We start from the raw sequence: 23,720 nt of genomic DNA, 5'->3' as shown, positions 1-23,720 counted from the left end.
ATTTACCCTATATTTCTTTCGTATGGTACACGCGTAGCTATAGAGCGTCCTAACGTGATTTCATCCACGTATTCCAATTCACCACCGAAAGCAATACCACGAGCTATTGTGCTAATCTGCACGTCGAAATCTTTTAACTTTCTATACAAATAGAAAATCGTTGTATCACCTTCCATGGTTGCGCTAAGCGCTATAATGATTTCCCGGACCTCATCTTTCTTCAGTCGTTCCAACAAAGCCTCGATTTTTAAATCAGCAGGTCCTACACCATCCATAGGCGAGATGAGTCCCCCCAATACATGGTAAACACCCTGGTATTGGTTCGTATTTTCAATCGCCATGACATCCCGCGTATCTTCCACCACACAAATGGTGGCATGATCACGTTTTAAAGCAGTGCAGATTTCGCATACCTCGTGATCGGAGATATTAAAGCAGGTTTTACAATATTGTATCTGTTCTTTCAGCTGATCTATGGCATGCGTGAAACGGCTCACCTCGCTGTCCGATTGTTTCAATAAATGCAACACCAAGCGTAAAGCGGTTTTTTTTCCAATTCCAGGCAAACGCCCGAATTCTTCTACAGCCTGTTCTAAAAGTCGCGACGAAAAATGCATGCACAAAAATAAACAAAAAATTCCCTATCTTGGAAAGCACATCAGTATAATGAGATATATGGTCAAAGAAGACAGAATTAGAAGTTCATTTGCTAATAAAACTTGGCAAGAAATAAAGGTAAAAGACTCCTGGCAGATATTTAAAATTATGGCGGAGTTTGTGGACGGTTTTGAAAAATTGGCTAAAATAGGCCCCTGCGTATCGATATTCGGTTCGGCGCGGACACAAGCGGATCATAAGTATTATGAAATTACCGTAGAAATAGCGCGCTTACTTGCCCAAAAAGGCTACGGGGTGATATCAGGCGGCGGACCTGGCATTATGGAAGCCGCCAATAAAGGAGCCCATAGCGCAGGCGGAAAATCAGTAGGGCTTAATATTGAGTTGCCGTTTGAACAGTTCCACAACAAATACATCGACCGTGATAAGCTTCTGGAGTTCAATTACTTCTTTGTGCGTAAAGTAATGTTTACGAAATATTCACAGGGATATATTGTAATGCCGGGTGGATTTGGCACCATGGACGAGCTTTTCGAAGCTATTACGCTAATCCAAACCGGTAAGATTGCCCGCTTCCCGATCGTATTAGTCGGCACCGAGTACTGGAAAGGATTGTTCGATTGGATTGAACAATCCATGCTGGGCAATGCTTATATTTCTAAAGAAGACCTCAAGCTTTACCGTTTTGTAGACAGCGCTGAAGAAGCGGCTGATCATATTTTCCGCTTCTATGATAAATATTTGATGAAACCGAATTTTTAATTAAATTACCGCATATGGCGCAGTGGTTAGCAGATCTTCCAATACAGAGTATATTAATTTCAATTGCATGCGGTGCAGTGGTAGGGTTCGAACGTGAGTTTAAAAACAAATCGGCAGGTTTCCGTACGATCATCCTAATCTGTTTAGGTTCTACCATCTTTACCTTGAGTTCCCGTATGGGCAATATTTCGGACGACCGTATCGCCGCGAATATTGTCACGGGAATTGGTTTTTTAGGCGCAGGCGTTATTTACCAAGGCAAGTTTACCGTACAGGGATTAACCACTGCTGCTGTCATTTGGTCCATGGCTGGCATCGGCATGATGATCGGTTTTGAGAATTATAAACTCGGCTTTATTCTCACCATTTGTATGGTGGTCGTTTTGTCCTTGTTCCAGAAAATCGAGAACCTCCTGGCAGACATCTACTTTATACGTACCATCCATGTTACCTTTGATAACATTGAAATTTCTAGTCTAGGCGAGTTTGAAAATTTCATGAAGCAATATAAAGTAAAGCCATTACGAAAAGGTGTAGAGAAAAACGGAACACACCTTACAGTGGTTTACGAAATAACCGGCACGCAAAAAAATATCCGGCGCGCTAATGACGCCATTGTATCGCTAGATTACGTCTATTCGTTCAATAATCTGGGATAAAGTGTCCTCTATTCGGCAGATATACGAGCAATACAGCCGACTATTATACTGACCACGATGAATGTATACCGTAGCCTATCTCCCACTTTTAAGTCTCAACAAATTTATTACCTTTGAGAAATCAAACCCTTGTTATGGCTTTTAGAGACCTTTTAAATATCAACGACACATACAACAACCGATCGCATAACATATTTTCATCACCCATCTACTAACCCGAATGATAACGATAAATACACAATATGCTTTTGCTGTAGAGGACATTTTGTTCACGTTTGCGTTAGCAGACGAGGCTGCTGCTATTTTCACCCCGTATTCTCCTTTGATCTGCGGAATTGGTAAAGTTGCTGCAACCTATAATTTGATGAAGGCTATACAAACAAAAAAACCGAAATTAATCGCCAATTTAGGATCTGCCGGAAGCAGCCAATATAGCCGAGGCGAGATTGTATGCTGTACCAAATTCATCCAACGAGATATGGATGTCCGCGGATTAGGGTTTGCACAATATGAAACCCCTTTATCTGGTTTACCGATCGTACTGGAATATGGTTTGCCGATGGAAGGTCTACCGACAGCGATTTGCGGCACCGGCGATAATTTTGAAATGGCGCATACAACATCCCTCTATAATGTGGTGGATATGGAAGCGTATGCTTTGGCCGCCGTGGCCATGCAAGAAAACATCCCTTTTCTAAGCCTCAAATACATCTCCGATGGTGCGGACAACCAAGCGGCCGAAGATTGGCACATTCAAGTTCATCATGCTGCTACCGCATTTGGGAAGTTACTGAAAATCCCCATTTTGGTTTAGATCAGAATGACACACCAAAGAGGTGTAAACAGCGTTTAAAAATTAGCAAAACGACAAGTATGGCATTAAATTACATTTGGGTCTCTTTTTTCTTAATCACCTTTTTGGTCGCCGTCATTAAGCTGATGGGCGGTGATACTGAAGTCTTCCAAAATATTGTAAATGCGCTTTTTGAAAGCGCAGCAAACGGCGCTACGATATCGCTGGGCTTAATTGGCATGATGACCTTCGCATTAGGAATTATGAAAATCGGTGAAAAGGGAGGTATGATCAATATCTTTGCGAAAGCTGTCGGACCATTTTTCAACAGGCTTTTTCCGGAAATACCTAAAAACCATCCGGCCTTAGGTTCGGTACTGATGAATTTTTCCGCCAACGCATTGGGACTCGATAATGCCGCCACCCCCTTGGGTTTGAAGGCCATGAAAGAGCTACAAGAACTAAATCCGCAGAAAGATACGGCGAGCAACGCGCAAATCATCTTTATCGTTCTGAATGCCTCGAGCTTGACATTGCTTCCTATATCAATCATGGCCTACCGACAAGAAGCCGGTGCTGCACAACCCTCTGATATCTTCCTACCTATCCTTATTGCGACCTTCTTCTCTACGCTGGCTGCGCTGATTATGGTTGCCATCTATCAAAAGATCAATCTTTTTCATAAAACCATTCTCCTTTATTTGGGTGGTCTACTCGTGTTAGTGGGTGGTGCCTTATATTATTTCAGCACGTTAGCACCAGCTGAGATTGATGTGATATCACGTGTATTTGGCAACCTCGTACTATTTAGCATATTCGTTTCCTTTATTGCCTTGGCTTTGTTCCGACGAATCAATGTTTATGAAGCTTTTATTGAAGGGGCGAAAGAAGGATTTGAGGTAGCCGTAAAAATTATTCCATATTTGGTCGCCATTCTGGTGGGTATAGCCGTATTTAGAGCATCGGGTACGATGGATTATCTGGTTGATGGCTTTTCCTCACTCGTGGCCTTTTTGGGAATGGATACGGGATTCGTTGATGCATTGCCGGTGGCTTTTATGAAGCCACTGAGTGGTTCGGGTGCACGCGGGTTGATGGTAGAACTGATGGCAACAAAAGGTGCGGATGATTTTGCTGCTCGGGTGGCATGTGTCATTCAGGGATCGACAGAAACAACGTTTTACGTCCTAGCCGTTTATTTTGGATCGGTGGCTATCAAGAAAACACGTCATGCGCTACCTTGCGCGCTTATCGCTGAATTAGTGGGCGTTATTGCTGCCATTATTGTCGCCTATATTTTCTTTGGATAGCTAGCTATTTTTAACTACCTTGAATTACGGAATCAAGAAACAAATTATACACAGATGAAAAGAACAATTGCGTTAATTGCACACGATGGAAAGAAAGCCGATATGGTAGCATTTGTAAAAGACCATATTGAATTTCTACAAAATGCGCACATCATCGCTACGGGTACTACGGGGTCCTATGTGGCAAAAACCGGTCTGAACGTGGAGCTTAAACTGAGTGGTCCCAAAGGGGGGGATGCGCAAATAGCCGCCTTAACGGCAGAGGGTAAAGTGGATGGCATCATTTTTTTCCGTGATCCCTTGGGCAAACACGTCCACGAGCCTGACATTCAAATGTTAATGCGGATATCGGACCTATACAACGTACCTTTAGCCACGAACCCCGCTACGGGAAGTTTAATTATTGAAGGATTATTTACCTAAAAATCCATAGATGCTATGACGAAAAGTGTTATTACCAAAATCGGAAAAGATCCTTATCGGACGGAAATTCATATCCAGCCGCATGTGATCCTTGCTGACGAACCAAAAGATATGGGCGGACAAGACTTGGGCCCTGCTCCCGCGGAATTGCTTTTATCGTCTATCGGCAGCTGTAAAGCAATTACCATGCGGATGTATGCTGATCGTAAACAATGGGATTTGACCGGCGCAGAAATCTCGTTATCGATTAGTAAACAGACAGGCGAACTACAGGACACCTACTTTATAAAATGCCATATTCGCTTAGATGGAAATCTGGATGAGACACAACGACAACGTCTTTTAAAAATTGCGGATAAGTGTCCTATCCATAAAATATTGAGCAACCCCATTGTCATCGAAAGCAACTTAATATAAATTCATTTTGCGTTGGGGAATACGAAGCATTTTTTCTAAGTTTGCCGACATTCAAAATTTCAATCGATGTCCTCAACTAATAACAGCGAGGTTGACACCCCATTTCAACTATTTGATAGATCGGAATGGAAAACTTTAAACGGTCATTTTTCTCATCATCTTACCTTAGATGACATACAAAATCTGCGTGCTTTAAACGAGCCACTCACTGTTACTGAAATTGAAGAAATTTATTTCCCGCTCGCTCATTTATTGGGTATTTTGGTAAAACGGAATAAAGATCAGCATGCTGCCGTGAATACCTTTTTAAACCAAAGCACAGACAGCCTGCCGTTTATTATAGGCATAGCAGGTTCCGTGGCAGCAGGAAAAAGTACGACCGCACGGGTATTACAAAAAGTACTCTCCATGCTTCCGGGAAAACCAAAGGTCGAGCTCGTAACCACCGATGGTTTTTTATACCCCAATGCAATTTTAGCGGAACGAAACATACGAAAAGGCTTTCCTGAAAGTTACAATACGAAACTTTTACTAAGCTTTCTTTCGTCCATGAAATCGGGTGTTACCCAATTTGAGGTGCCCGTTTACTCCCATTTGGAATATGATATATTAACCGATGAAAACCAAATCATCGCGCAGCCGGATATTTTGATCGTAGAAGGGATCAACGTATTGCAAGTCAATTCGACGACAAAAAACAGTGTTTTCGTCTCGGACTATTTCGATTACGCTATTTATGTAGATGCCGATGAAGAGGATCTCATAAAATGGTATATCAACCGATTCGAGTCTTTGCGCGCCACTTCTTTTCAAAACCCCGCTTCCTATTTCCACCGCTATGCTAATCTGGATAAAGAAGAAAGCGTCGTAATGGCCACCACCATCTGGAACACCATTAACCGTCCCAATCTTCACGAGAATATCTTACCTACCCGTTACCGCGCAGATCTGATTCTAAAAAAGGGTTCTCACCATTTCGTGAAGCAAGTTAAGGTACGAAAAATATAAGCTAAAGATCAGTTTCAAAATTTTGCTTAAATTTTAAAATCTCTCGAAACACTTCGTTTTCCACTTGTTTATGTACTTTACTGCTGCTGCTAGTTGCATGTAGCTCGATCTTATACCGAATGTGATCTTTACCGATCTTCACAACTTTTAGGTGTAATTCCTGTTCATTCGTTAAATACGGATGATTGATTAAAAGCGCACGGATATTTTCTTCCAGCTTATTTACTTCTACCCCCACTGCTAGCGGTAACTCGAATTTGACGAGAAAAAAAGTAGACCGGTGCGAAGAGAGATTAACCATTGGAGATGTAAAAACCATATTATTAGGGACCATCACCATATCATCGTCTTCATTTTGGATCACAAGACTGGAAAAGTTAATGTCAATGATCCGACCTTTATGCTCCCCTATTTTGACGCGATCACCGACCGATAGCTGATCGGAAAACATGATGAACAGACCAGATAATAAATTGGTAATGTATTCCCGGAACGTAACAGCGAGGGCCATCGCTACAATGGTCATACTGGTGACAAATTCCCGCGGATCGATACCGAATGCGATCATAATACTGATTGCTGCCATCGTGGCATTCAAGACGACGACAAGCCGATTGATACCGAGTACAAAGTTTCCGCGAACGATACGTTTTTCGTGTCTTTTATTATAAATAGTGATAATCGTATATCGGCCTATTGAAAATAAAATACTGGCAGACAAAAATAAATTAAGCCCATTCGATACACGATTTAACCGTGGATGCTCTTTATAAAAGTCTCCAAAATACCAAAAGGAAGCGTAGAGTAAAATCCACAGCGCTACCTTTACCACAAATTGCAAAGGATTCGTATCTTTCTTTTCTGTTACCATAATTATAAAAACAACCTAAATTATCACTTTCCCCTTGATATGCGGCTTTTTTCGTTCTTTTTTCTGAAAAAGCATAAAATACCCTAACTTAGCGTGCTAAAATGCGCTAGACACATATAATTATGCAAACAACATTTGATTTTGAAAAGCCTATTGCAGACTTGCAAACGCAAATTGAAAAGGTCTTACAAGTGCAGGAAAAGACCAAAGTAGACATGAGCGCTACGATAAATGAACTAGCGGAAAAGCTTGAACAAACCAGACAAGATATTTATTCAAACTTGACGGGCTGGCAGAAAGTGCAGATGTCTCGTCATCCGGACCGGCCGCAGACTTTCGATTACATATCCATGATTTGTGATGAATTTATCGAGCTCCACGGCGACCGTACCGTTCGCGATGATAAGGCTATAATTGGTGGCTTTGCTTCCATTAATGGGCAATCTGTCATGGTCATCGGACATCAAAAAGGAAAAAACACTAAAGAACGTCAATATCATAACTTTGGGATGGCTAATCCGGAAGGATATCGGAAAGCGCTCCGGTTAATGAAAATGGCAGAAAAGTTCAATAAACCGGTAGTGACCTTAATCGATACGATGGGTGCTTACCCTGGCTTGGAAGCCGAAGAGCGCGGACAAGGGGAAGCTATCGCACGAAATCTACTGGAGATGTCTGTCCTCAAAGTGCCTATTATCTGTATTGTTATCGGCGAAGGCGCGTCTGGAGGGGCTTTGGGAATTGGTATTGGAGACCGTGTTTACATGATGCAAAACACCTGGTATTCGGTTATCTCCCCCGAATCGTGTTCTTCTATTCTTTACAGAAGTTGGGACCAAAAAGAAAAGGCTGCGGAATCGCTTAAGCTCACTGCGGAAGACATGTTGAACAATGGGCTGATCGATGGAATTATTGACGAACCTATGGGAGGTGCCCATCAGGACGCAGCGATCGCAGCGCAAAATGTTAAGACCAAAATATTAAATGACCTGGCTGAACTAACGAAAAAAGATGCGGAGACCTTAGTGTCTGAGCGGATTGATAAATTCAGCAATATGGGGGTTGTTGTAGAGTAATGTAGTATTGAGAGGGGGATGATGCAATCATTCCCCCATTGCTAGTTCGATACCTCTCCAAGTGGGTGTAGAAATCATGTCAATTACATGAATGATCTTACATCATAGTTCAGACCACACTTAGTACCGAAACGGATAATCCCGCATAAATTCAAATTTAAAGTCCGTTGTCGCTTGAATCGTATCGATCAGTGACGTTAGCAAATGCTGACCCTTCTTCGTTTGAAACATATCGTCATGCATCAATAAAACCACATTATTCGGTTCCATCGATGATTTGTTAGCCATGTAATTACGAAGACGGGTATATATTTCTTGTACGGATTGCACAGGCCTGCCTGAAGCTGCATATATCCTCCACTCTACGTCCCAACCGTATACTTTATAGCCGTTGGTATATAACATATCAGCCGTACTCGCACCGCTTTTTAAATCGATTCGCCTGATATCATCGTAAATCCAGATGTTCCTGCCTGGCAAACGGGCTATTTTATGCGTTAATCCTAAATCTACCTCATTTTTATCGAAATCTTCATAGGCACCCACTGGATTACTATAAAAAGTTTCAAATCTATTTCCTCCATGCGTATAGCTATGGTTATAACAATCTATCAAGCGATTATCTTTATACCGTTGCAGGTCTCTTTGTAGCCGTCGGGACATATGCGCATGCCTCCCCACCAAAAATGCACTTATCTTGATGTTCTTTGCCCGTGCAATGGAATCAATTGCGGAACTGCCAATTAAGGGGCCGTCGTCAAAAGTAAAATAAATATGTTTCGGAAGTTTATCCAGCTCCTGACGAACGGAGTCTCTGACTCGCCGACGTTCCATGCGCATAAACCGCGCTAATGAATCTTTACTAATCGGATTTAAGGTATCGTTTGGCATCTGAACCGGATCCCGCCAACGATTTGTTAAATATCCTTTTCCATTGTCGACCGTATCGTCGGGTAAAGTATCTAATAATACGTTGTGCTTATCCAGTTCTACCGTGTCTAGGGGTGAACTTGCAGCACTCGTGATTAAATTACCCTGACATCCCGCAAAAGCGACCGCTGCAACCATGATAGCCCCCAAATTCAAAATGGGTTTTATCGTTTTCCACATATATAACTTCACTTATTAAATTTGCTTCAAACTTAAAGAATCCGATTGACAAAAAGAGGATTGCCCGAGGAGAAGACGTGAAAAATACGGGATTTTAGCTATCTTTGTGGAATTTATAAAAATTGAGACTTTCATGGCTTTACAATGTGGTATAGTAGGTTTACCCAACGTCGGTAAATCAACCTTATTCAACTGCCTCTCTAATGCAAAAGCACAGGCGGCAAATTTTCCTTTTTGTACAATAGAACCTAACGTGGGGGTAATTACAGTTCCTGACGAGCGGTTAAATAAGTTAGCGGAAATTGTTAAGCCACAACGCATCGTCCCGAATACGATTGAGATTGTCGATATCGCCGGACTGGTAAAAGGCGCATCTAAAGGTGAGGGACTAGGAAATCAGTTTTTGGGCAACATCCGCACTACAAACGCGATTATCCATGTTTTACGTTGTTTTGACGACGGAAATGTTATACACGTTGATGGCTCGGTGGATCCTATTCGTGATAAAGAAATCATTGATACGGAATTGCAGCTAAAAGATCTGGATACGGTCGTGAAACGCATTCAGAAGGTAGAAAAAATGGCCAAAACTGGCGGTGACAAGGACGCGAAAAGAACGTACGAAATTTTATCGGTGGTTAAAGAACACTTAGAAAGTGGGAAATCTGCACGGACGGCACCCATCGAAACGGAAGATTTCGAGTTTATCGGTGATTTGGCTTTACTTACGGTAAAACCTGTCTTATATGTATGTAACGTAGACGAAGCATCTGTAACGCATGGAAATGCGTACGTAGATCGTGTAAAAGATGCGGTGAAGGATGAGAATGCAGAAGTGTTGGTGATTTCGGCTCAAATCGAATCGGAGATTGCGCAACTTGAATCGTATGAAGAGCGCCAAATGTTCCTGGATGATCTGGGACTAGATGAATCCGGTGTATATAAATTAATCCGGGCAGCTTATTCTCTCTTGGATCTAGCTACATATTTTACGGCTGGTGTGCAAGAAGTTCGGGCCTGGACAATAGAAAATGGCTTTACCGCGCCACAAGCAGCCGGTGTTATTCATACAGACTTTGAGAAGGGCTTTATCCGGGCGGAGGTGATCAAATATGAGGACTACTTACATTACGGTTCTGAAAACGCGGTTAAGGAAGCAGGCAAATTGAGTGTGGAAGGAAAAACTTATATCGTTGAAGATGGCGATATCATGCATTTCCGATTTAACGTTTAATAAATCATACGCATATTATAAAATGAACGCCGAACAAATGTTGGGCGTTTTTTATATTTTTTTCTATCTTCGGATATGAAATTCGGTCAAGTAAGTAATCCGGAGGAGATTGATTTTTCGCTTCCCCCTACCCCGCCTGAAACATTTGAATTATTGGCATCCCATAAATCCGATCAACCTTTATCCATATCGGTGGGCTGTGCCAAGTGGAACAAAACCGATCTAAAAGGCTTCTACCCCCGCGGCACAAAGGATGAGTTGGCTTACTATGCTAAGCAATTCAATTCGATCGAATTGAATGCCACCTTTTACAATTCGCCCGCCAAAGAGCAGGTGAAAACCTGGAGAGATAAAACTCCGGCAGGTTTCAAGTTCTTCCCGAAAATTCCGCAGTCCGTAAGTCATTATTCCCGATTACTCCGCACCGACGAAAAAATAAAAGAATTTGTGGATGCTACGGTATTATTTGAAGATAAACTCGGGATGGCATTTTTACAGATGCACGATAATTACAAACCGAAAGATTTTGATCGATTGGCAAATTTCTTGCATAATTTCCCCAAAGGTTATCCGTTGGCGGTAGAGGTTCGAAATGAAGCTTGGTTCTCGGATGTGGAGATTAGCCGACAACTGTACAAACTGCTAGAAGAAACAGGAACAACCAATGTACTCGTGGATACGGCGGGGCGCCGTGATATGGTGCATATGCGCTTAACGACCCCTGTTGCGTTCATACGCTACGTGGGTGCAAATCATCCATCGGATTATGATCGACTAATCGCCTGGGTTCAGGTTATCAAAAAATGGAAAGAAGCAGGTCTGCAACAATTGAATTTCTTTATCCACCAAAACATTGAGCAAGAATCACCCTTGCTGGCGGCGCACTTCATAGCGCACCTCAACAAGGAAATCGGCACAGACCTTCGGATACCCAATAAAGAGAATACCTTATTTTAATCTTCCTTTTCGAGCTCGGCAAACATCCGGCGATCTTCCGCCGCTCCAGTTGTATCGCCAACCCGATCCTTCATCTCGGCTCGGTAAGCGTATAAATCAGAATAATACGGGTTTAAGGAGATAGCTGTTGAATAGTCTTCAATTGCTTTCTCCCAATTTTCTATCTTTTCAAAAAGATCGGCCCGAAGGGCATACACATAAAAGTCTTCGGGTAGCAATTTAACCAACTCATCAAAGTCCATTAAGGCTTCTTCATACCGTTTTATATCCATTAAAAAGCCTCCACGTTCTTCATAAAGCATACTCGATGCGGGCTGAAGCGATACTGCTTTATCAAAATCGGCTTTGGCCCTATCGTATTCCCGTACGGCTTTAAACAGTTTAGCCCGAAATAAATAAGCTTGAAAATGGTTCGGATCCATAGCGATTGCCTGATTTAAGGCATCGCCTGCGCAATCGTATCGCAAAAGGCGCATATACAAGGCCGCTTGGTAAACTAAAACGTCTGTTTCTGCCGGATATGCCTCGCGTGCCTGTGCGTACAATTTTAACGCCTGTTCGTAATCAAATTGCTGCGTAGCCTCCAATGCGGCAGCCAATAATGGTTTCAATTCGGTAGCCCCGCCCGGAAACGTAGCTACCTGTGGGCCATTTTCGGTCCATTCCAAAAAAGCTTGATAATTAAAATCTAAACTTTTCGCGACTTGGTAGTCATAAAAAGCACCTTCGTCATCGTCCAACAGGTTGTTTAATATAGATCGGCAGGCATAGAAAAACGGTTGATCCGGGAAACGCTGAATGGCCGCAGTATATCGTTCCAGGGCAACGGACAGCTCTCCGTCTTTAAAAGATGTATAGGCTTGTTTCGCGGCGACAAATGCCGCGTCGGCTACCTGCATGGTAACGGGTTCCAAAGTAGTCAACGGAAAAAGTTGGGCGCTTGCTAAAATGAAATATCGATTGTCTGTTAGAAACATAATCAAAAATAATAATTACCAGTATCTTTTCACCATACGCAACTTATGCGTGTAGCGATTTAGCTCCTTATTAAAGATTCCTTCTGTATCCATTTTATCTATACGTACGTTTGCCGAAGCATGAAAAATGGTTTCGGGATCAATCATGAGGCCAACATGTACAATTCGTCCTTCCTCATTATCGAAGAAAGCCAGATCTCCTGGACGAATTTCGGACAATACCGCAATCCGTTTACCTTTTTCGGCTTGTTGGTAGGCGTCTCGTGGCAAAGACACGCCGAAGTAACTATAGATAATCTGACTCAACCCCGAACAATCCACCCCGGCCTGAGTGCGCCCACCCCAAAGATAGGGGCTGTTATGATAATAATCTACCAAGCGGTTAAATTGGCTCGTAAAATCCTCGATTTGCGGCATCCTAAAGTCTCCGACTATTTGGTATGGAAAAGCGGAGTGCGTTCGTTCTAAAATAGACTCGGGAATTTTCGTACCCGGGAATAACACAACCTTTTTTTTACCATTGGTAGCTGTTCCCCCCATAATATCGATTATACGTATATTCTCATTTTCAACAAGTTCATCAGAAATTTCTGTTAGTAAGGAAAACTGTCCTTGTTGGAGCCAACCTTCATAACCTGTATCGAAAAGCCGAACGCGAACCCATTCGTGTGCTTCTTCAAGTATCTCAAATTGTTCCGCAAAAAGTACTTGATTCACCATTTCACTACGATGGGTGTTAGCAGCTCTTAGCGGGATGACAGATAAGTTGCAGATTCCGGTATGCATATGCGATATTTTTTTTTAAACAATTCGCCCAATGGCGTTGTTTTACTTATACGAAGGTATAACTTTTTATATAGTCAACGATGAGCAACCCTAGATTTAATCGCATCCTTTTAGCAGTAGACGACACGCCCTGCACCCTAAAAGCAATAGACTACGCTAAAGATTTAGTTCGAGAATTTCGTTCGTCCCTTGCTATTGTCACCGTAGTTCCGCCTACATCGCCGGCTAATTATGGTGCAGATCCTTTATTAGGCCAACAACCGATCATCGTACCGGAGGTTTCCGAAATCCAACAAGACGCTGCGCAGCGTTATCTGGAACGTATAGCTGCTGATTTTGAGCGTACACAGGAAATTTTCTTGTTTAATAAAGTGGGCAACGTACGTGATGAAATTTTGCATACAGCTACGGAATGGACCGCAGACCTTATTATCATGGGTTCCAACGGACGCACAGGCTTTGAACACTTTATATCCGGAAGTGTATCCGAATCCGTTATACGGAAAGCTAGTTGTCCGGTATTGGTTATCCCAGGGAAATGCGACTGATTAAGCGTTACGAAGTCGGGCAGCGAACATACTGTCCGATTTTCGATCATACCCTTTGATAATCCCTGCAGCTTCTACAGTCAATCCATGTTTATCTACTAGATAACGAACGAGCTGCTCATTTTCGGCGTCGAAGACGGAGCAGGTGATGTACATTAATACGCCATCCGGCTTAAGATAACGTACGACGCTATCTACAATACGCTGCTGCAACGAAACAAAAGTCTGTATATGTTCTTCATCAAACTGGGTTAGCATTTCAGGCGTGCGCCCCCAAGTTCCCGAACCCGTACAGGGTGCATCAACTAATATGCCGTCAAAGGATTTTCCCTCCATGATATCATCAATATCCTGCGTTAAATCCATCACCTTTGTTCGAACGTCTGCTTTGATTTTGGCTTTGCGGAAACGTTCATCAAGGTTCCGCAAAATACTCGGCCTAATATCGGAGACCAATAGTGCTATAGCCGGACAGCGATCTAATAGCAGCAGCGATTTCCCCCCTGCACCTGCACAGGCATCCCACCATTTTGCTCCCGCTACCAAATTAAGTCCTGCTAAACTTTCTTGAGAAGACACATCTTGTACTTCATATAATCCCTCTAATTTATTTACAGCCTGCAAGTTAGTTCCATTTGGCAAACGATACGCATTTCCAGAAAGGGTTTCAAAACTAATTTGCTGCGCAGTTAGTTCTTTTTCAACACGCTGCTGGTTGACGCGTGGCACGCGAATAAACAAATCGGGTTGGATAAGGTGACTCAGCGCAAATTGTTCCGCATCAATAGATGCGGACAACGGTGATGAAAAAGAGAAAAGACCATGCGTAATCTCATGACCTTGCTTTGCCAAAAACTGCATCTTTTCTTTTAGGGGCAGCTGTATATGGGCTACCCAAGCGGGCTGATGAAGCGTCACCATATCACTCTGCTTTTCGCATAAGAACTCAGCGATCACCACGCGATCTAACGTCGGGAGGTTTTCTAGGGAACGGCCTAATCGGAATAAATTATAACTTAAACGCGAAACCATGCGCCTGTCCGACGACCCCATTTGCTTATTTTCTTTGAAAAATTTTGTAAGAAACCGTGCAAAGGGTTCGGGGGGATGATATGCGTCAAGTACGCGTTGCAAATTTCGCAACTGCTGCTCCACTCTCCGGGGGTTAACCTCCATACGCTATATTAATTTAATTGAAATGAAGCGCCCTGATAACTTTTAAAGGAGACCGCTTGGTTTACAAATCCCCAACCCTGGTTATAATCAAATGCGTAAGTACTGAATAATCCTTCAAATTTCTCTTTGGTGATATAATCCCGATAATTATCACCATATTTCGCCAATAAATTGCCAAAGTATCGCGCAGCGTCATACCCTTTATAGGAATGATCCGAAGGTTGTACGCCGTACAGTGTGTAATACTTATCTTTAAATTCTTTCACACCTTTTGCCCAACTTTTCAGATGACTTTCTGTCGTGATGACGGGCTGAAAATCACTAAAATGATTATAGATGCTAAAATCAATACGATCCCATAAAGGATGACCATATACCCGAAACATATAGAATTCTTCTACGGATTTGGATTCCAGATTACTCATGAACGCGCGTAATTGGAATTTGTCCGTCGTACCAGCGACAACCAAATTGGTACCTGTTAGCGTAAGTTGCTCATTTAATTGCGGGATGGAGGATACCGAACGTACCTGAACGGTTGGATTTGCTGTTTTTAATTCGGATAAAAAACCATCCAAAAACTGCCTACCGTCGTTATCGGCAGTGTTGTAAATGATGACCACATCGCCCGTCTTATAATCACGGGCTACCCGTTCAGCCATGGCCTTTGTATGTACATTAATAGACGGCGTTAACGATACTAAATTCGGGAGATTAAACTCCAAGGCTTTCGTGGCTGCTAACGGATTTACTTGTAGGACGTTTTTATTCGGATGATGGGTTCCGAAAGCAATAATTTCCTTCGGAAACACGGGTCCCACAATAAGCGCTGCATGAGCAACCGCTTCTGATTGTGCAATAGACTGATTGTGAGACGCATTATCTCGTGAATCCACTACATGCAGTGAAAAAGAGCGTCCTTTCTGTGCCAATTCATCCAATCCTAATTGAAAGCCTTGATAGAAATCCAGCGCTATAGCGGAACGATTCACATCTTCTTTGGATAAGGTGCTCGGTACGAGTTTATCCAATTGAAATGGCAAAATCAGTGCTACGCTATTTTTTGCTGCTTCGATTTTACGAATATCGTCAACAGGTGCTTCGCGATCTTCAATTTCAGGTTGTTCTTCTTTGGGAAGTGTACCTCCTACATTGCCTCCACTCACATCGGGTGACTTTAACACCCTGGTTTTGGGGCTACACGCTCCTAGAAAAAGAAAGATACTAACGATAGCTAGGAGAAAGAACCTATTCCCATTCAATCGTAGCAGGTGGTTTTGAACTGATATCATAGACAACTCTATTGATTCCTTTAACATGATTGATGATTTCGTTTGAAATTTTTGCTAACAAATCGTAAGGCAAGTGAATCCAATCTGCTGTCATACCGTCTAACGAGCCTACCGCACGTAAAGCCACTACGTGTTCATAAGTCCGTTCGTCGCCCATAACACCTACCGATTGCACCGGCAAAAATATAGCGCCCGCTTGCCAAACCTTGTCATACCATCCCGCTTCCCTCAGGTTACGGATATAAATGTCATCAGCTTCCTGCAAAATCCGTACCTTTTCTTCGGTAATATCTCCTAATACCCGAATAGCGAGACCTGGGCCTGGAAAAGGATGCCGCCCTAAAATGCGTGCATCTACTTCTAAACTCTTTCCTACGCGACGTACTTCGTCTTTAAAGAGCGCCTTCAAAGGCTCTACTACTTTCAACTTCATAAAATCCGGTAAGCCACCTACATTATGGTGCGATTTAATGGTCGCAGATGGTCCTTTCACGGATATAGATTCGATAACGTCGGGATAAATTGTGCCCTGTCCTAACCATTTCGCTTCAACACCTTCCGGTAGTTCATGTTGAATATCTTTAGAGGCTTGATCAAAGACATCAATAAATGATGCACCGATAATTTTACGCTTTTGCTCTGGCTCTGAAACACCAGCCAAACGGTCGAAAAACAACTCCTTGGCATTGATACCTTTAATATTCAATCCCATATTTTTGTAGGAATCCAACACCTGTTCGTATTCGTTTTTACGAAGTAAGCCATGATCTACAAAAATACAATGGAGGTTCTTTCCAATGGCTTGATGTAATAATACTGCCGCTACGGTGGAGTCCACACCACCAGACAATGCCATGATCACGTGATCTTCTCGCAGCTGTTCTTTGAGAGCCGCTACCGTCGATTCTACAAAAGTATCTGGTGTCCAGTCTTGCGAACAGCCACATATATCAACCACAAAATTCTTTAGCAATACCTGTCCGTCTGTGCTATGGGTAACCTCTGGATGGAACTGGATCCCAAAGGTACGAGTGCCTTCTATTTCATACGCCGCCACACGTACTTTGTCCGTACTGGCAATAATTTTAAAATTAGAAGGTATCTCTTTAATGGTATCACCATGCGACATCCACACCTGGGATTGCACCGGTACGCCTTTGAGTAAGGCACTTTCTTGATCCACAAATTGCAGATTCGCGCGGCCGTACTCGCGAATTTCGGAAGGCAATACTTCTCCGCCTGACTGCTGTGCTAAATATTGTGCACCGTAGCACACCACTAGTAGGGGAAATCGCTGTTGAATGTGGGTATAATCAATTTGAGGTGCATCCTCCTGTCTAACAGAATACGGGCTACCGGAAAAGATAACACCTTTTACTTCGCCGTCAAATTCAGGCAAGTTATTATAAGGATGAATTTCACAGTAAACATTAAGTTCACGAACACGACGTGCAATTAACTGGGTATATTGCGAGCCAAAGTCAAGAATGATAATTTTTTCGGACATGCCGCAAAGTTACATATTCGCCTTGTATTTTAAACGATTTTAATTGATTTCCTTTAACGGCATAATAACGCTAATTCGGCATCGGAATACATCTTTGCCCCTTTCAAATAAGTATAGATAAGCTGCTTGGTTTCTGGATCTTTTAGCTTATATAAATTATTTACCAAAAAACCTTTATCTTCCTCTATATTATCCTTATATCCTAAAAATGCCGGGCTATAATATTGAATACATAAACGGATATAACGCAACTCAATTTCGCGGGGATTCTTTGCGATTTCCTCCTCCAGCATTTTTTTCCCATTTTTAAAATAACCTAATTTCTTAAATGGGTTCCCTGTATGGTTAGCCATAAACATATGATATGCGGCTTCATAACCCCGCTCTACAGGGCTTAACGCGTGTTCCTCCAGCGTCTTTAGGTGTTTCATGCATATCGTCTCGTCTTCATGACCTATTTTAAAATCTGTTCTAATAGGATTCAGGGAAAGTTTTTGACCAAATAACGCTGCCGTCGTTAACATTATTTGGAAGAGCACGAGATAAAGACATCTTTTCATCATAAACCTTAGTATGTTGGTTATCAAAGTATATTTGCAAAAAACAAGCCAATCCTCGTTTTACGCTTTACAAGTTAAGCATAATACAAAGAGCTACCATAAAATTATTATTTAAAATTTCGACCTTTATAAAATACCGTATCGGTTGATGCGTCTGTATTGTTCTCCAATTCTAGCAACCAACTATTAAGGTTAAAACACTGCTCCACCACCACATGAATAACCTCGCCTTCTACTTGTACTTTTCCGGTCACCATGAATAGCTTCGCCTGTAATATTTCTCGACGGTACTTTTCAAATACCTTCGCCCATAGCACCAAATTTGCAAAACCAGCCTCATCTTCGATGGTGACAAATAATACGCCTTTTGCGGTACCCGGCCGCTGCCTGACGGTAATAAGACCACAAACCTTAACGGGCATACCATCTTTGACACGAGATAATTTATCCGTCGGAAGTACATGCAGTAAATCCAATTTTTTTCTTAAAAAAGATACCGGATGCGCTTTAATAGACAAACCGGTCGTTGCATAATCCTGCACGACATGTTCGCTTTCCGCCATAAAGGGTAAACGAATCTGCTTTTCGTGTACGCTTCCCGTATCTTGTCCTTTAAACAACGCAACATGCCTATCTTGTACGGCAGCAACTTCCCATAACGCTTGCCGGCGATCTAGCCCAATAGACCGAAATGCATCGGCATCTGCAAGCCTTTCTAGGGTAAAGATACTTACAGCGTCTGCCACTTCTGCTACACGCGTGTAAGGCTTATGACGGCATTGGATCAACTTTTCGATATTTTCTGCTTTCAATCCCTTCACTTGCCGGAAACCTAATCGTAGCTGATGAGGAACTGCGCCAAACTCCCCTTCCAACGTATTGTCCCATTCTGAATAATTGATATCCACCGGCAATACCGTTACACCGTGCTTACGTGCATCGATAATCAGCTGGGCCGGCTGGTAAAAACCCATGGGCTGGCTATTTAACAAAGCTGCCGCAAAAACATCCGGATAATAGTATTTAATCCAACTGGACACATAAACTAATAAAGCAAAAGAAGCCGCATGGCTTTCCGGGAACCCGTAGCTACCAAAGCCCTCCAGTTGCCGAAAAACGCGCTGTGCAAACTCCTCCTTATAGCCTTTTGCTAACATTCCGTTTACCATTTTATCCCGAAAGTGACTAACCTCTCCCTTCGATTTAAAAGTCGCCATGCTCCGCCTAAGCGCATCTGCTTCGTCGGGTGTAAAGCCTGCGGCCATAATGGCGATCTCCATCGCCTGTTCTTGAAACAAAGGGACACCTTTCGTTCGTTTTAAGATACCTTTTATCTCCTCCGACGGGTAGTCTATCTCCTCTTCTCCATTTCGTCGTCGCAGATAAGGATGCACCATATCGCCCTGTATAGGCCCTGGGCGCACAATAGCCACCTCAATAACCAGATCATAAAAATCTTTAGGTCTTAAACGAGGCAGCATAGACATTTGTGCACGGCTTTCAATCTGGAACACGCCCACGGTATCCGCCGAACTGATCATCTCATAGACTTTTTCATCTGTAGCGTCTATACTCGTTAGCTCGAGCTTTCGGCCGTAATGTTTTTTAATCAAATCGAACCCTTTTCGGATACAGGTCAGCATGCCCAATCCCAATACATCTACTTTCAAAAACCCCAGGGCTTCCAGATCATCTTTGTTCCATTCGAGATTAGTACGTCCTTCCATACGGGCAGGAATAATAGGACAAAGTTCGTGTATTTTACCCTGGGTAATAACGAAGCCACCTGTATGCTGGCCGAGCTGACGCGGAAACCCGATCAGTTGTTCTGCTAGAGCTAATATCTGACGAAAATGAGGATCTTCCACATGAAAACCCTGTTCTTTAAACCGCGCCGGTTCCAAACTATTGTCCCAGTGCGATCCAATGGCTTGGGAAAGTCGGTTAAGCGCATCCATCGATAGGCCCATGGCCTTTCCTACATCTCGTAAAGCACCTTTCACCCGTTCTTGGGTTACTGTAGCAACAATAGCTGCCCTATCTCGACCGTATTTCTCATAAATATACTGAATAACTTCCTCCCGCCGTTCATGTTCAAAATCCACGTCAATATCCGGTGGTTCATCACGAGCATCCGACATGAACCGAGCAAACAGCAATTTTATTTTCGTAGGGTTAACGGAGGTAATTTCCAAGCAATAGCACACAATGGAGTTTGCTGCGGAGCCCCGTCCTTGACATAAAATTCCCCGTTCGCGTGCGAAACGTACATAATCATGGACGGTCAAGAAATAAGAGGCATAGTTTTTCCGCTGGATAAAGTCCAGCTCCATCTCTATAGTCGGTCTATGCTTTTCTAATTCTTCCGTATTAAAAAGTTTTTTTGCTCCTCGCCACACCCATAATTCCAATTCTTCTTGAGGTGTCCGCCCCTCCTGTGTAAGCTCTTCAGGGTAAACATATTCTAGTTCGTCCAATGAAAAGCGGCACATATCAGCAATCTGAGATGCATGCTCCACTGCCTCCGGATAAGACATAAACAAGCGTGTCATTTCCTCTTGTGACTTTAAGTAACGTTCGGCGTTTGGATGGAGGCGAAAACCAGCCGTATATATCGTACATTTTTCGCGAACGCAAGTCAGGATATCCTGTAATGCACGGCGTTCCGGAATATGATAATATACATCGCCGAGTGCTACTACCGGGATCTGAAGCTCTTCAGCTAAATGATACAGGCGAAATAAGCGTTTCGCATCATCTCCCTGATAATTGCGAGACAAGCCTAGGTACAGCTGCCCTTCCAGTTCTGTAACGTACTCTCGTACATGCTCGAGAAAGACCGTATCTAACGCAAAGTCTGCAGAGAGTGTATCGGGCGGCACAACCACAAAGATGAGTTCCTCTTTGTACGCATATACATCTTTTAAATAAAGGTGACATTTCCCCTTTTCTGCCCGCAAATTACCCCTACTCAGTAAACTGCATAAATTAGCATACCCTATTTTGTTTTTAGGATAAGCCAATAAACTAGGTCCATCTAATAAATCCAACCGGCAACCTACTACCAGACGCACCCCATATTTTCGAGCAGCCACATGTGCCCGCACCATGCCTGCCAAAGTATTTCGATCTGTAAGAGCTATGGTTTTATAGCCTAACGAAGCGGCTTGCTCTATGAGTTCTTCGGGATGCGAGGCACCTCGAAGAAAACTAAAGTTACTGGTGATTTGTAGCGCTACATATCTCATGATTCCTTTTACGCAAAAAATCCATGTACATACCAATTGGAAGAACGGTCTCCTTGATAATGCCCTAGACGAAACAGCCAGTACCTTCTCCCCTGATCATCTTCCACATAATAATAATCACGATGTTCTCCTTGTTCTACCCACCATTCTCGTTCTATTCGTTCCGGGCCATCTGCTTTTTTGATAAGATGGACCTCTCCTTTGTAACGGAATAACATAGGTGGATAATCCGGAATAGGGGCAGTTACTGCAACGGGATGAGGAGGAGTCAAGATCCTTACTGGACGCGGACGATCTCTACCCCATGCTATCATTCGCTTTTCGGTTAAGGATGTAGCTAATCTTATAGACCGTTCTGGCCAATGGTGTTCATCCGGCAAAAACCGACGAATAGAACAAGTAGGATCTTTTCCTTTAAATTTATCTAGTAATTCGGCCAATGCCTCTTGATCCAAGCTTCCTTCTCCACTCCATAATAATTCTTGAACGGGGGTAGCATCTTCTACGCTAATCCCTTCTAACACGAAAACTTCCACTCCCAAACCCGGTGCTAGGGCAGCAATTTTTTGTTTGAATAAACCCAGCAGATGTTTGACATGGGCTGAAGCGCGATTTGTTCCAATCTCGATAGATGTTATTTTGCCGTCTATGCGATAGCATGATAATTTTACTTTGCGTACCCCTTTTCCCTCTCCAATCAGACGTTGACATAATTTATCCAGCAATTTTTCGATCGCTATCTCAATACCTTTGGCTGTTTTAATCGGCTCCAGACAAGGGAGACGCTCTGTATAAGGTAAAACAGGTTTTAGGGGGTCGATGATAAACTCCTCTTCTTTCCCCATCGTCTGTGCTAAACGTTGCACGAGCTCGTTTCCAAAACGTCTTTTCAATACTTGATCAGGCAGGCCTATCACGTGTCCCACCGTACGGAATCCAAGCTTCAACAACTTTTCGACCAAACTGAGTTCCAAACGCAAGCAAGCAATAGGCAATGCCAATAAGGGTTTTTCTGGTATTCCTTCCGGTACGATGGTTCCAGAGATACCATAACGCGCTAGGGCCCATGCAGCTCCAATAGTGGAGGCAATCGCCGATCGGACCTGATAACCTCGCTGACAGAGCTGTCGGTCAATTTCTTGAAGATAAGCTATTTCTCCACCCCAAAGGTGAGCACATCCGGTAATATCTAAAATCAGACAACCTGTTGTATCTACAGCCACTAAAGGTGTATAGCGTATGCACCACAGTCCGATAGCCCTCAACAGCTTATCCTTGCGCGCCGGCTTATCCGACAATACGTTCAATTGGGGAACGGCCGCACGGGCATCTGCCAGCAGCATCTGCGGCACAACACCAAGCTGTTCTGCATGCGGGTTGACTGCCGAAACAGCCATTCTTCCTCGCAGCTGGACGGTAAATACAAGGGGCTCATCGGCGCAATCTAGGTGATGCTTTGTGTACCAATCCGTCAGCAGATAAGGTAACCACAGTACCGCATATCTTTTTCCCATTTTAACCTACCTTTCTTTTGTCGGTAGAAACGGAAACTTTCGCTTTATACAATTGCTCCACCAACAAATTCCCCTGCTTCCAAATGAGTTGCCAACGACTGGGTTGTCCATTTTTAACTTTTAATAGTTCAGCTTCCCAAACCGGGAAGCCTACACCAGGCATATTGTCTTGCACGTAGCTCGGACGGGGACGAATATGCCAGCGGACCGCACAGGTTGTAGCTCCTAATACCCGTGGTTGGAACCGTAATAATAAACCGGTAACCTGACTCTTCTCTACCACCAGCTGCAACCTTCGGGATTGTACAAAGTTGATCTCCTGTATTTCAGCAACAACAACTTTTACAGCGGTACATTTCAGACCTTCTTCCAATGCCCACAACAAGTCTTTCTGCTTTTGAATCTGAACAAAAATGATACGGTCTGGCTCGAGACCAAAGGAGGTCATCGCGGGTGCAAAGAGCTGATCCGACCCACTGATCCATAAAACGACACCGTCTTTCTGGATCAAAAAAGACAATAAACTACCGAGAAAACCGCTCGACGCTGCTTCCTCTTCTTTATTTCCACAGATAAACTCATGTAAAGCCCCCACCGGGAAAACATTCCCGGGGAAAGCCTGTTCAAGCTCGCCCAAACCTAACCCGTCGTGCTTTCTCTCTACTTGTTTAAAGCCTTGCCATTGTAGTATTTGGTTTTGTAGCTCGGCTATGCATATCGATTTCTCGCCAGATTTTTTCATCACTGTCTCCTTTCTACGAGACAAATATAATACTAATATTTTTAGTATTCAGATTATTAAAAAATCCTTTTAAAGTATCGAGCTTGTGTTTCTCCCAAACTAAGTAATACCAAATAAAAAAGCATTGCCGAT

Annotated in this window: 23 protein-coding genes; 11 read left to right on the top strand and 12 right to left on the bottom strand. The window is 43.1% G+C overall.

What is annotated here, in order from left to right; all coding sequences use genetic code 11:
• Nucleotides 1–2: 2 nt before the first annotated feature.
• Nucleotides 3–617 carry a recombination mediator RecR gene (recR, locus tag LKO28_RS00505; RefSeq protein WP_262905948.1) on the bottom strand — a complete coding sequence of 205 codons (615 nt, stop codon included), beginning with the start codon at nucleotides 615–617 and terminating at the stop codon, nucleotides 3–5.
• Nucleotides 618–675: 58 nt separating this feature from the next.
• Between recR and LKO28_RS00500 the strand changes: the two genes are divergently transcribed.
• From LKO28_RS00500 to coaA, 7 genes are all read left to right on the top strand, one after another.
• Complete coding sequence (locus LKO28_RS00500) at nucleotides 676–1,380, top strand: TIGR00730 family Rossman fold protein (RefSeq protein ID WP_227693533.1); 705 nt, start codon at nucleotides 676–678, stop codon at nucleotides 1,378–1,380.
• A 14-nt stretch (nucleotides 1,381–1,394) separates the two neighbouring features.
• On the top strand, nucleotides 1,395–2,039 hold the full coding sequence (locus tag LKO28_RS00495; RefSeq protein WP_227692555.1) for an MgtC/SapB family protein: 645 nt from the start codon (nucleotides 1,395–1,397) through the stop codon (nucleotides 2,037–2,039).
• Nucleotides 2,040–2,259: 220 nt separating this feature from the next.
• A complete protein-coding gene (locus LKO28_RS00490) occupies nucleotides 2,260–2,853 on the top strand; it encodes a nucleosidase (RefSeq protein ID WP_227692554.1) in 594 nt (197 codons plus the stop codon).
• Between the two features lie 59 nt (nucleotides 2,854–2,912).
• Complete coding sequence (locus LKO28_RS00485) at nucleotides 2,913–4,142, top strand: nucleoside recognition domain-containing protein (RefSeq protein WP_227692553.1); 1,230 nt, start codon at nucleotides 2,913–2,915, stop codon at nucleotides 4,140–4,142.
• A 54-nt stretch (nucleotides 4,143–4,196) separates the two neighbouring features.
• Nucleotides 4,197–4,565, top strand: coding sequence for a methylglyoxal synthase (locus LKO28_RS00480; protein WP_227692552.1), 369 nt, complete (start codon nucleotides 4,197–4,199; stop codon nucleotides 4,563–4,565).
• Between the two features lie 15 nt (nucleotides 4,566–4,580).
• Nucleotides 4,581–4,982, top strand: coding sequence for an OsmC family protein (locus tag LKO28_RS00475; protein WP_227692551.1), 402 nt, complete (start codon nucleotides 4,581–4,583; stop codon nucleotides 4,980–4,982).
• Between the two features lie 66 nt (nucleotides 4,983–5,048).
• Nucleotides 5,049–5,990: a type I pantothenate kinase gene (gene coaA / locus LKO28_RS00470; RefSeq protein WP_227692550.1), complete on the top strand. Its 942-nt coding sequence runs from the start codon at nucleotides 5,049–5,051 to the stop codon at nucleotides 5,988–5,990.
• Nucleotide 5,991: 1 nt separating this feature from the next.
• On the opposite strand, the gene LKO28_RS00465 is transcribed toward coaA, so the two are convergent.
• Nucleotides 5,992–6,861 (bottom strand): mechanosensitive ion channel family protein, encoded by an 870-nt coding sequence (locus LKO28_RS00465; RefSeq protein WP_227692548.1) that lies wholly within the window; start codon nucleotides 6,859–6,861, stop codon nucleotides 5,992–5,994.
• 122 nt (nucleotides 6,862–6,983) lie between these two features.
• On the opposite strand from LKO28_RS00465, the gene LKO28_RS00460 reads away from it, so the two are divergent.
• Nucleotides 6,984–7,937, top strand: a complete 954-nt coding sequence (locus tag LKO28_RS00460; RefSeq protein WP_227692547.1) for an acetyl-CoA carboxylase carboxyltransferase subunit alpha — start codon at nucleotides 6,984–6,986, stop codon at nucleotides 7,935–7,937.
• A gap of 120 nt (nucleotides 7,938–8,057) precedes the next feature.
• Here LKO28_RS00460 and LKO28_RS00455 read toward each other — a convergent pair whose 3' ends face one another.
• Nucleotides 8,058–9,047 (bottom strand): polysaccharide deacetylase family protein, encoded by a 990-nt coding sequence (locus LKO28_RS00455; protein WP_227692546.1) that lies wholly within the window; start codon nucleotides 9,045–9,047, stop codon nucleotides 8,058–8,060.
• 133 nt (nucleotides 9,048–9,180) lie between these two features.
• On the opposite strand from LKO28_RS00455, the gene ychF reads away from it, so the two are divergent.
• Both ychF and LKO28_RS00445 read left to right on the top strand, forming a co-directional pair.
• Nucleotides 9,181–10,281 (top strand): redox-regulated ATPase YchF, encoded by a 1,101-nt coding sequence (ychF, locus tag LKO28_RS00450; RefSeq protein WP_227692544.1) that lies wholly within the window; start codon nucleotides 9,181–9,183, stop codon nucleotides 10,279–10,281.
• Between the two features lie 75 nt (nucleotides 10,282–10,356).
• A complete protein-coding gene (locus tag LKO28_RS00445) occupies nucleotides 10,357–11,238 on the top strand; it encodes a DUF72 domain-containing protein (protein ID WP_227692538.1) in 882 nt (293 codons plus the stop codon).
• On the opposite strand, the gene LKO28_RS00440 is transcribed toward LKO28_RS00445, so the two are convergent.
• Together LKO28_RS00440 and LKO28_RS00435 are read right to left on the bottom strand one after the other, a co-directional pair.
• A complete protein-coding gene (locus tag LKO28_RS00440) occupies nucleotides 11,235–12,215 on the bottom strand; it encodes a tetratricopeptide repeat protein (RefSeq protein WP_227692537.1) in 981 nt (326 codons plus the stop codon). The two genes, LKO28_RS00445 and LKO28_RS00440, sit on opposite strands and share 4 nt — an antisense overlap.
• A 15-nt stretch (nucleotides 12,216–12,230) precedes the next feature.
• On the bottom strand, nucleotides 12,231–13,001 hold the full coding sequence (locus tag LKO28_RS00435; RefSeq protein ID WP_227692536.1) for a C40 family peptidase: 771 nt from the start codon (nucleotides 12,999–13,001) through the stop codon (nucleotides 12,231–12,233).
• Between the two features lie 80 nt (nucleotides 13,002–13,081).
• On the opposite strand from LKO28_RS00435, the gene LKO28_RS00430 reads away from it, so the two are divergent.
• Complete coding sequence (locus LKO28_RS00430; RefSeq protein WP_227692535.1) at nucleotides 13,082–13,549, top strand: universal stress protein; 468 nt, start codon at nucleotides 13,082–13,084, stop codon at nucleotides 13,547–13,549.
• Here the strand turns inward: LKO28_RS00430 and LKO28_RS00425 are convergent, their stop codons facing one another.
• The 7 genes from LKO28_RS00425 to LKO28_RS00395 form a co-directional block, all read right to left on the bottom strand.
• A complete protein-coding gene (locus LKO28_RS00425; protein ID WP_227692534.1) occupies nucleotides 13,550–14,725 on the bottom strand; it encodes an RsmB/NOP family class I SAM-dependent RNA methyltransferase in 1,176 nt (391 codons plus the stop codon).
• A gap of 8 nt (nucleotides 14,726–14,733) precedes the next feature.
• Nucleotides 14,734–15,891, bottom strand: coding sequence for an ABC transporter substrate-binding protein (locus LKO28_RS00420; RefSeq protein ID WP_227692533.1), 1,158 nt, complete (start codon nucleotides 15,889–15,891; stop codon nucleotides 14,734–14,736).
• Between the two features lie 82 nt (nucleotides 15,892–15,973).
• Nucleotides 15,974–17,524 carry a glutamine-hydrolyzing GMP synthase gene (guaA, locus tag LKO28_RS00415; RefSeq protein WP_227692532.1) on the bottom strand — a complete coding sequence of 517 codons (1,551 nt, stop codon included), beginning with the start codon at nucleotides 17,522–17,524 and terminating at the stop codon, nucleotides 15,974–15,976.
• A 53-nt stretch (nucleotides 17,525–17,577) separates the two neighbouring features.
• Nucleotides 17,578–18,087, bottom strand: coding sequence for a hypothetical protein (locus tag LKO28_RS00410; RefSeq protein WP_227692531.1), 510 nt, complete (start codon nucleotides 18,085–18,087; stop codon nucleotides 17,578–17,580).
• A gap of 104 nt (nucleotides 18,088–18,191) precedes the next feature.
• On the bottom strand, nucleotides 18,192–21,332 hold the full coding sequence (locus LKO28_RS00405) for an error-prone DNA polymerase (protein ID WP_227692530.1): 3,141 nt from the start codon (nucleotides 21,330–21,332) through the stop codon (nucleotides 18,192–18,194).
• Nucleotides 21,333–21,340: 8 nt separating this feature from the next.
• On the bottom strand, nucleotides 21,341–22,846 hold the full coding sequence (locus LKO28_RS00400) for a Y-family DNA polymerase (RefSeq protein ID WP_227692529.1): 1,506 nt from the start codon (nucleotides 22,844–22,846) through the stop codon (nucleotides 21,341–21,343).
• Between the two features lies 1 nt (nucleotide 22,847).
• Nucleotides 22,848–23,588 carry an ImuA family protein gene (locus LKO28_RS00395; RefSeq protein ID WP_227692527.1) on the bottom strand — a complete coding sequence of 247 codons (741 nt, stop codon included), beginning with the start codon at nucleotides 23,586–23,588 and terminating at the stop codon, nucleotides 22,848–22,850.
• Nucleotides 23,589–23,720 lie beyond the last annotated feature (132 nt).

Source organism: Sphingobacterium sp. FBM7-1, from assembly GCF_020687765.1.
Classification (GTDB): Bacteria; Bacteroidota; Bacteroidia; order Sphingobacteriales; family Sphingobacteriaceae; genus Sphingobacterium.
The sequence above is the reverse complement of the archived record's forward strand: the minus strand, read 5'-3'. Positions and strand labels throughout refer to the sequence as shown.

Coding starts and splice junctions, on each gene's coding strand:
- recR (WP_262905948.1), bottom strand. CDS start 617: ATGCATTTTTCGTCGCGACTTTTAGAACAGGCTGTAGAAGAATTCGGG.
- LKO28_RS00500 (WP_227693533.1), top strand. CDS start 676: ATGGTCAAAGAAGACAGAATTAGAAGTTCATTTGCTAATAAAACTTGG.
- LKO28_RS00495 (WP_227692555.1), top strand. CDS start 1,395: ATGGCGCAGTGGTTAGCAGATCTTCCAATACAGAGTATATTAATTTCA.
- LKO28_RS00490 (WP_227692554.1), top strand. CDS start 2,260: ATGATAACGATAAATACACAATATGCTTTTGCTGTAGAGGACATTTTG.
- LKO28_RS00485 (WP_227692553.1), top strand. CDS start 2,913: ATGGCATTAAATTACATTTGGGTCTCTTTTTTCTTAATCACCTTTTTG.
- LKO28_RS00480 (WP_227692552.1), top strand. CDS start 4,197: ATGAAAAGAACAATTGCGTTAATTGCACACGATGGAAAGAAAGCCGAT.
- LKO28_RS00475 (WP_227692551.1), top strand. CDS start 4,581: ATGACGAAAAGTGTTATTACCAAAATCGGAAAAGATCCTTATCGGACG.
- coaA (WP_227692550.1), top strand. CDS start 5,049: ATGTCCTCAACTAATAACAGCGAGGTTGACACCCCATTTCAACTATTT.
- LKO28_RS00465 (WP_227692548.1), bottom strand. CDS start 6,861: ATGGTAACAGAAAAGAAAGATACGAATCCTTTGCAATTTGTGGTAAAG.
- LKO28_RS00460 (WP_227692547.1), top strand. CDS start 6,984: ATGCAAACAACATTTGATTTTGAAAAGCCTATTGCAGACTTGCAAACG.
- LKO28_RS00455 (WP_227692546.1), bottom strand. CDS start 9,047: ATGTGGAAAACGATAAAACCCATTTTGAATTTGGGGGCTATCATGGTT.
- ychF (WP_227692544.1), top strand. CDS start 9,181: ATGGCTTTACAATGTGGTATAGTAGGTTTACCCAACGTCGGTAAATCA.
- LKO28_RS00445 (WP_227692538.1), top strand. CDS start 10,357: ATGAAATTCGGTCAAGTAAGTAATCCGGAGGAGATTGATTTTTCGCTT.
- LKO28_RS00440 (WP_227692537.1), bottom strand. CDS start 12,215: ATGTTTCTAACAGACAATCGATATTTCATTTTAGCAAGCGCCCAACTT.
- LKO28_RS00435 (WP_227692536.1), bottom strand. CDS start 13,001: ATGCATACCGGAATCTGCAACTTATCTGTCATCCCGCTAAGAGCTGCT.
- LKO28_RS00430 (WP_227692535.1), top strand. CDS start 13,082: ATGAGCAACCCTAGATTTAATCGCATCCTTTTAGCAGTAGACGACACG.
- LKO28_RS00425 (WP_227692534.1), bottom strand. CDS start 14,725: ATGGAGGTTAACCCCCGGAGAGTGGAGCAGCAGTTGCGAAATTTGCAA.
- guaA (WP_227692532.1), bottom strand. CDS start 17,524: ATGTCCGAAAAAATTATCATTCTTGACTTTGGCTCGCAATATACCCAG.
- LKO28_RS00410 (WP_227692531.1), bottom strand. CDS start 18,087: ATGATGAAAAGATGTCTTTATCTCGTGCTCTTCCAAATAATGTTAACG.
- LKO28_RS00405 (WP_227692530.1), bottom strand. CDS start 21,332: ATGAGATATGTAGCGCTACAAATCACCAGTAACTTTAGTTTTCTTCGA.
- LKO28_RS00400 (WP_227692529.1), bottom strand. CDS start 22,846: ATGGGAAAAAGATATGCGGTACTGTGGTTACCTTATCTGCTGACGGAT.
- LKO28_RS00395 (WP_227692527.1), bottom strand. CDS start 23,588: ATGAAAAAATCTGGCGAGAAATCGATATGCATAGCCGAGCTACAAAAC.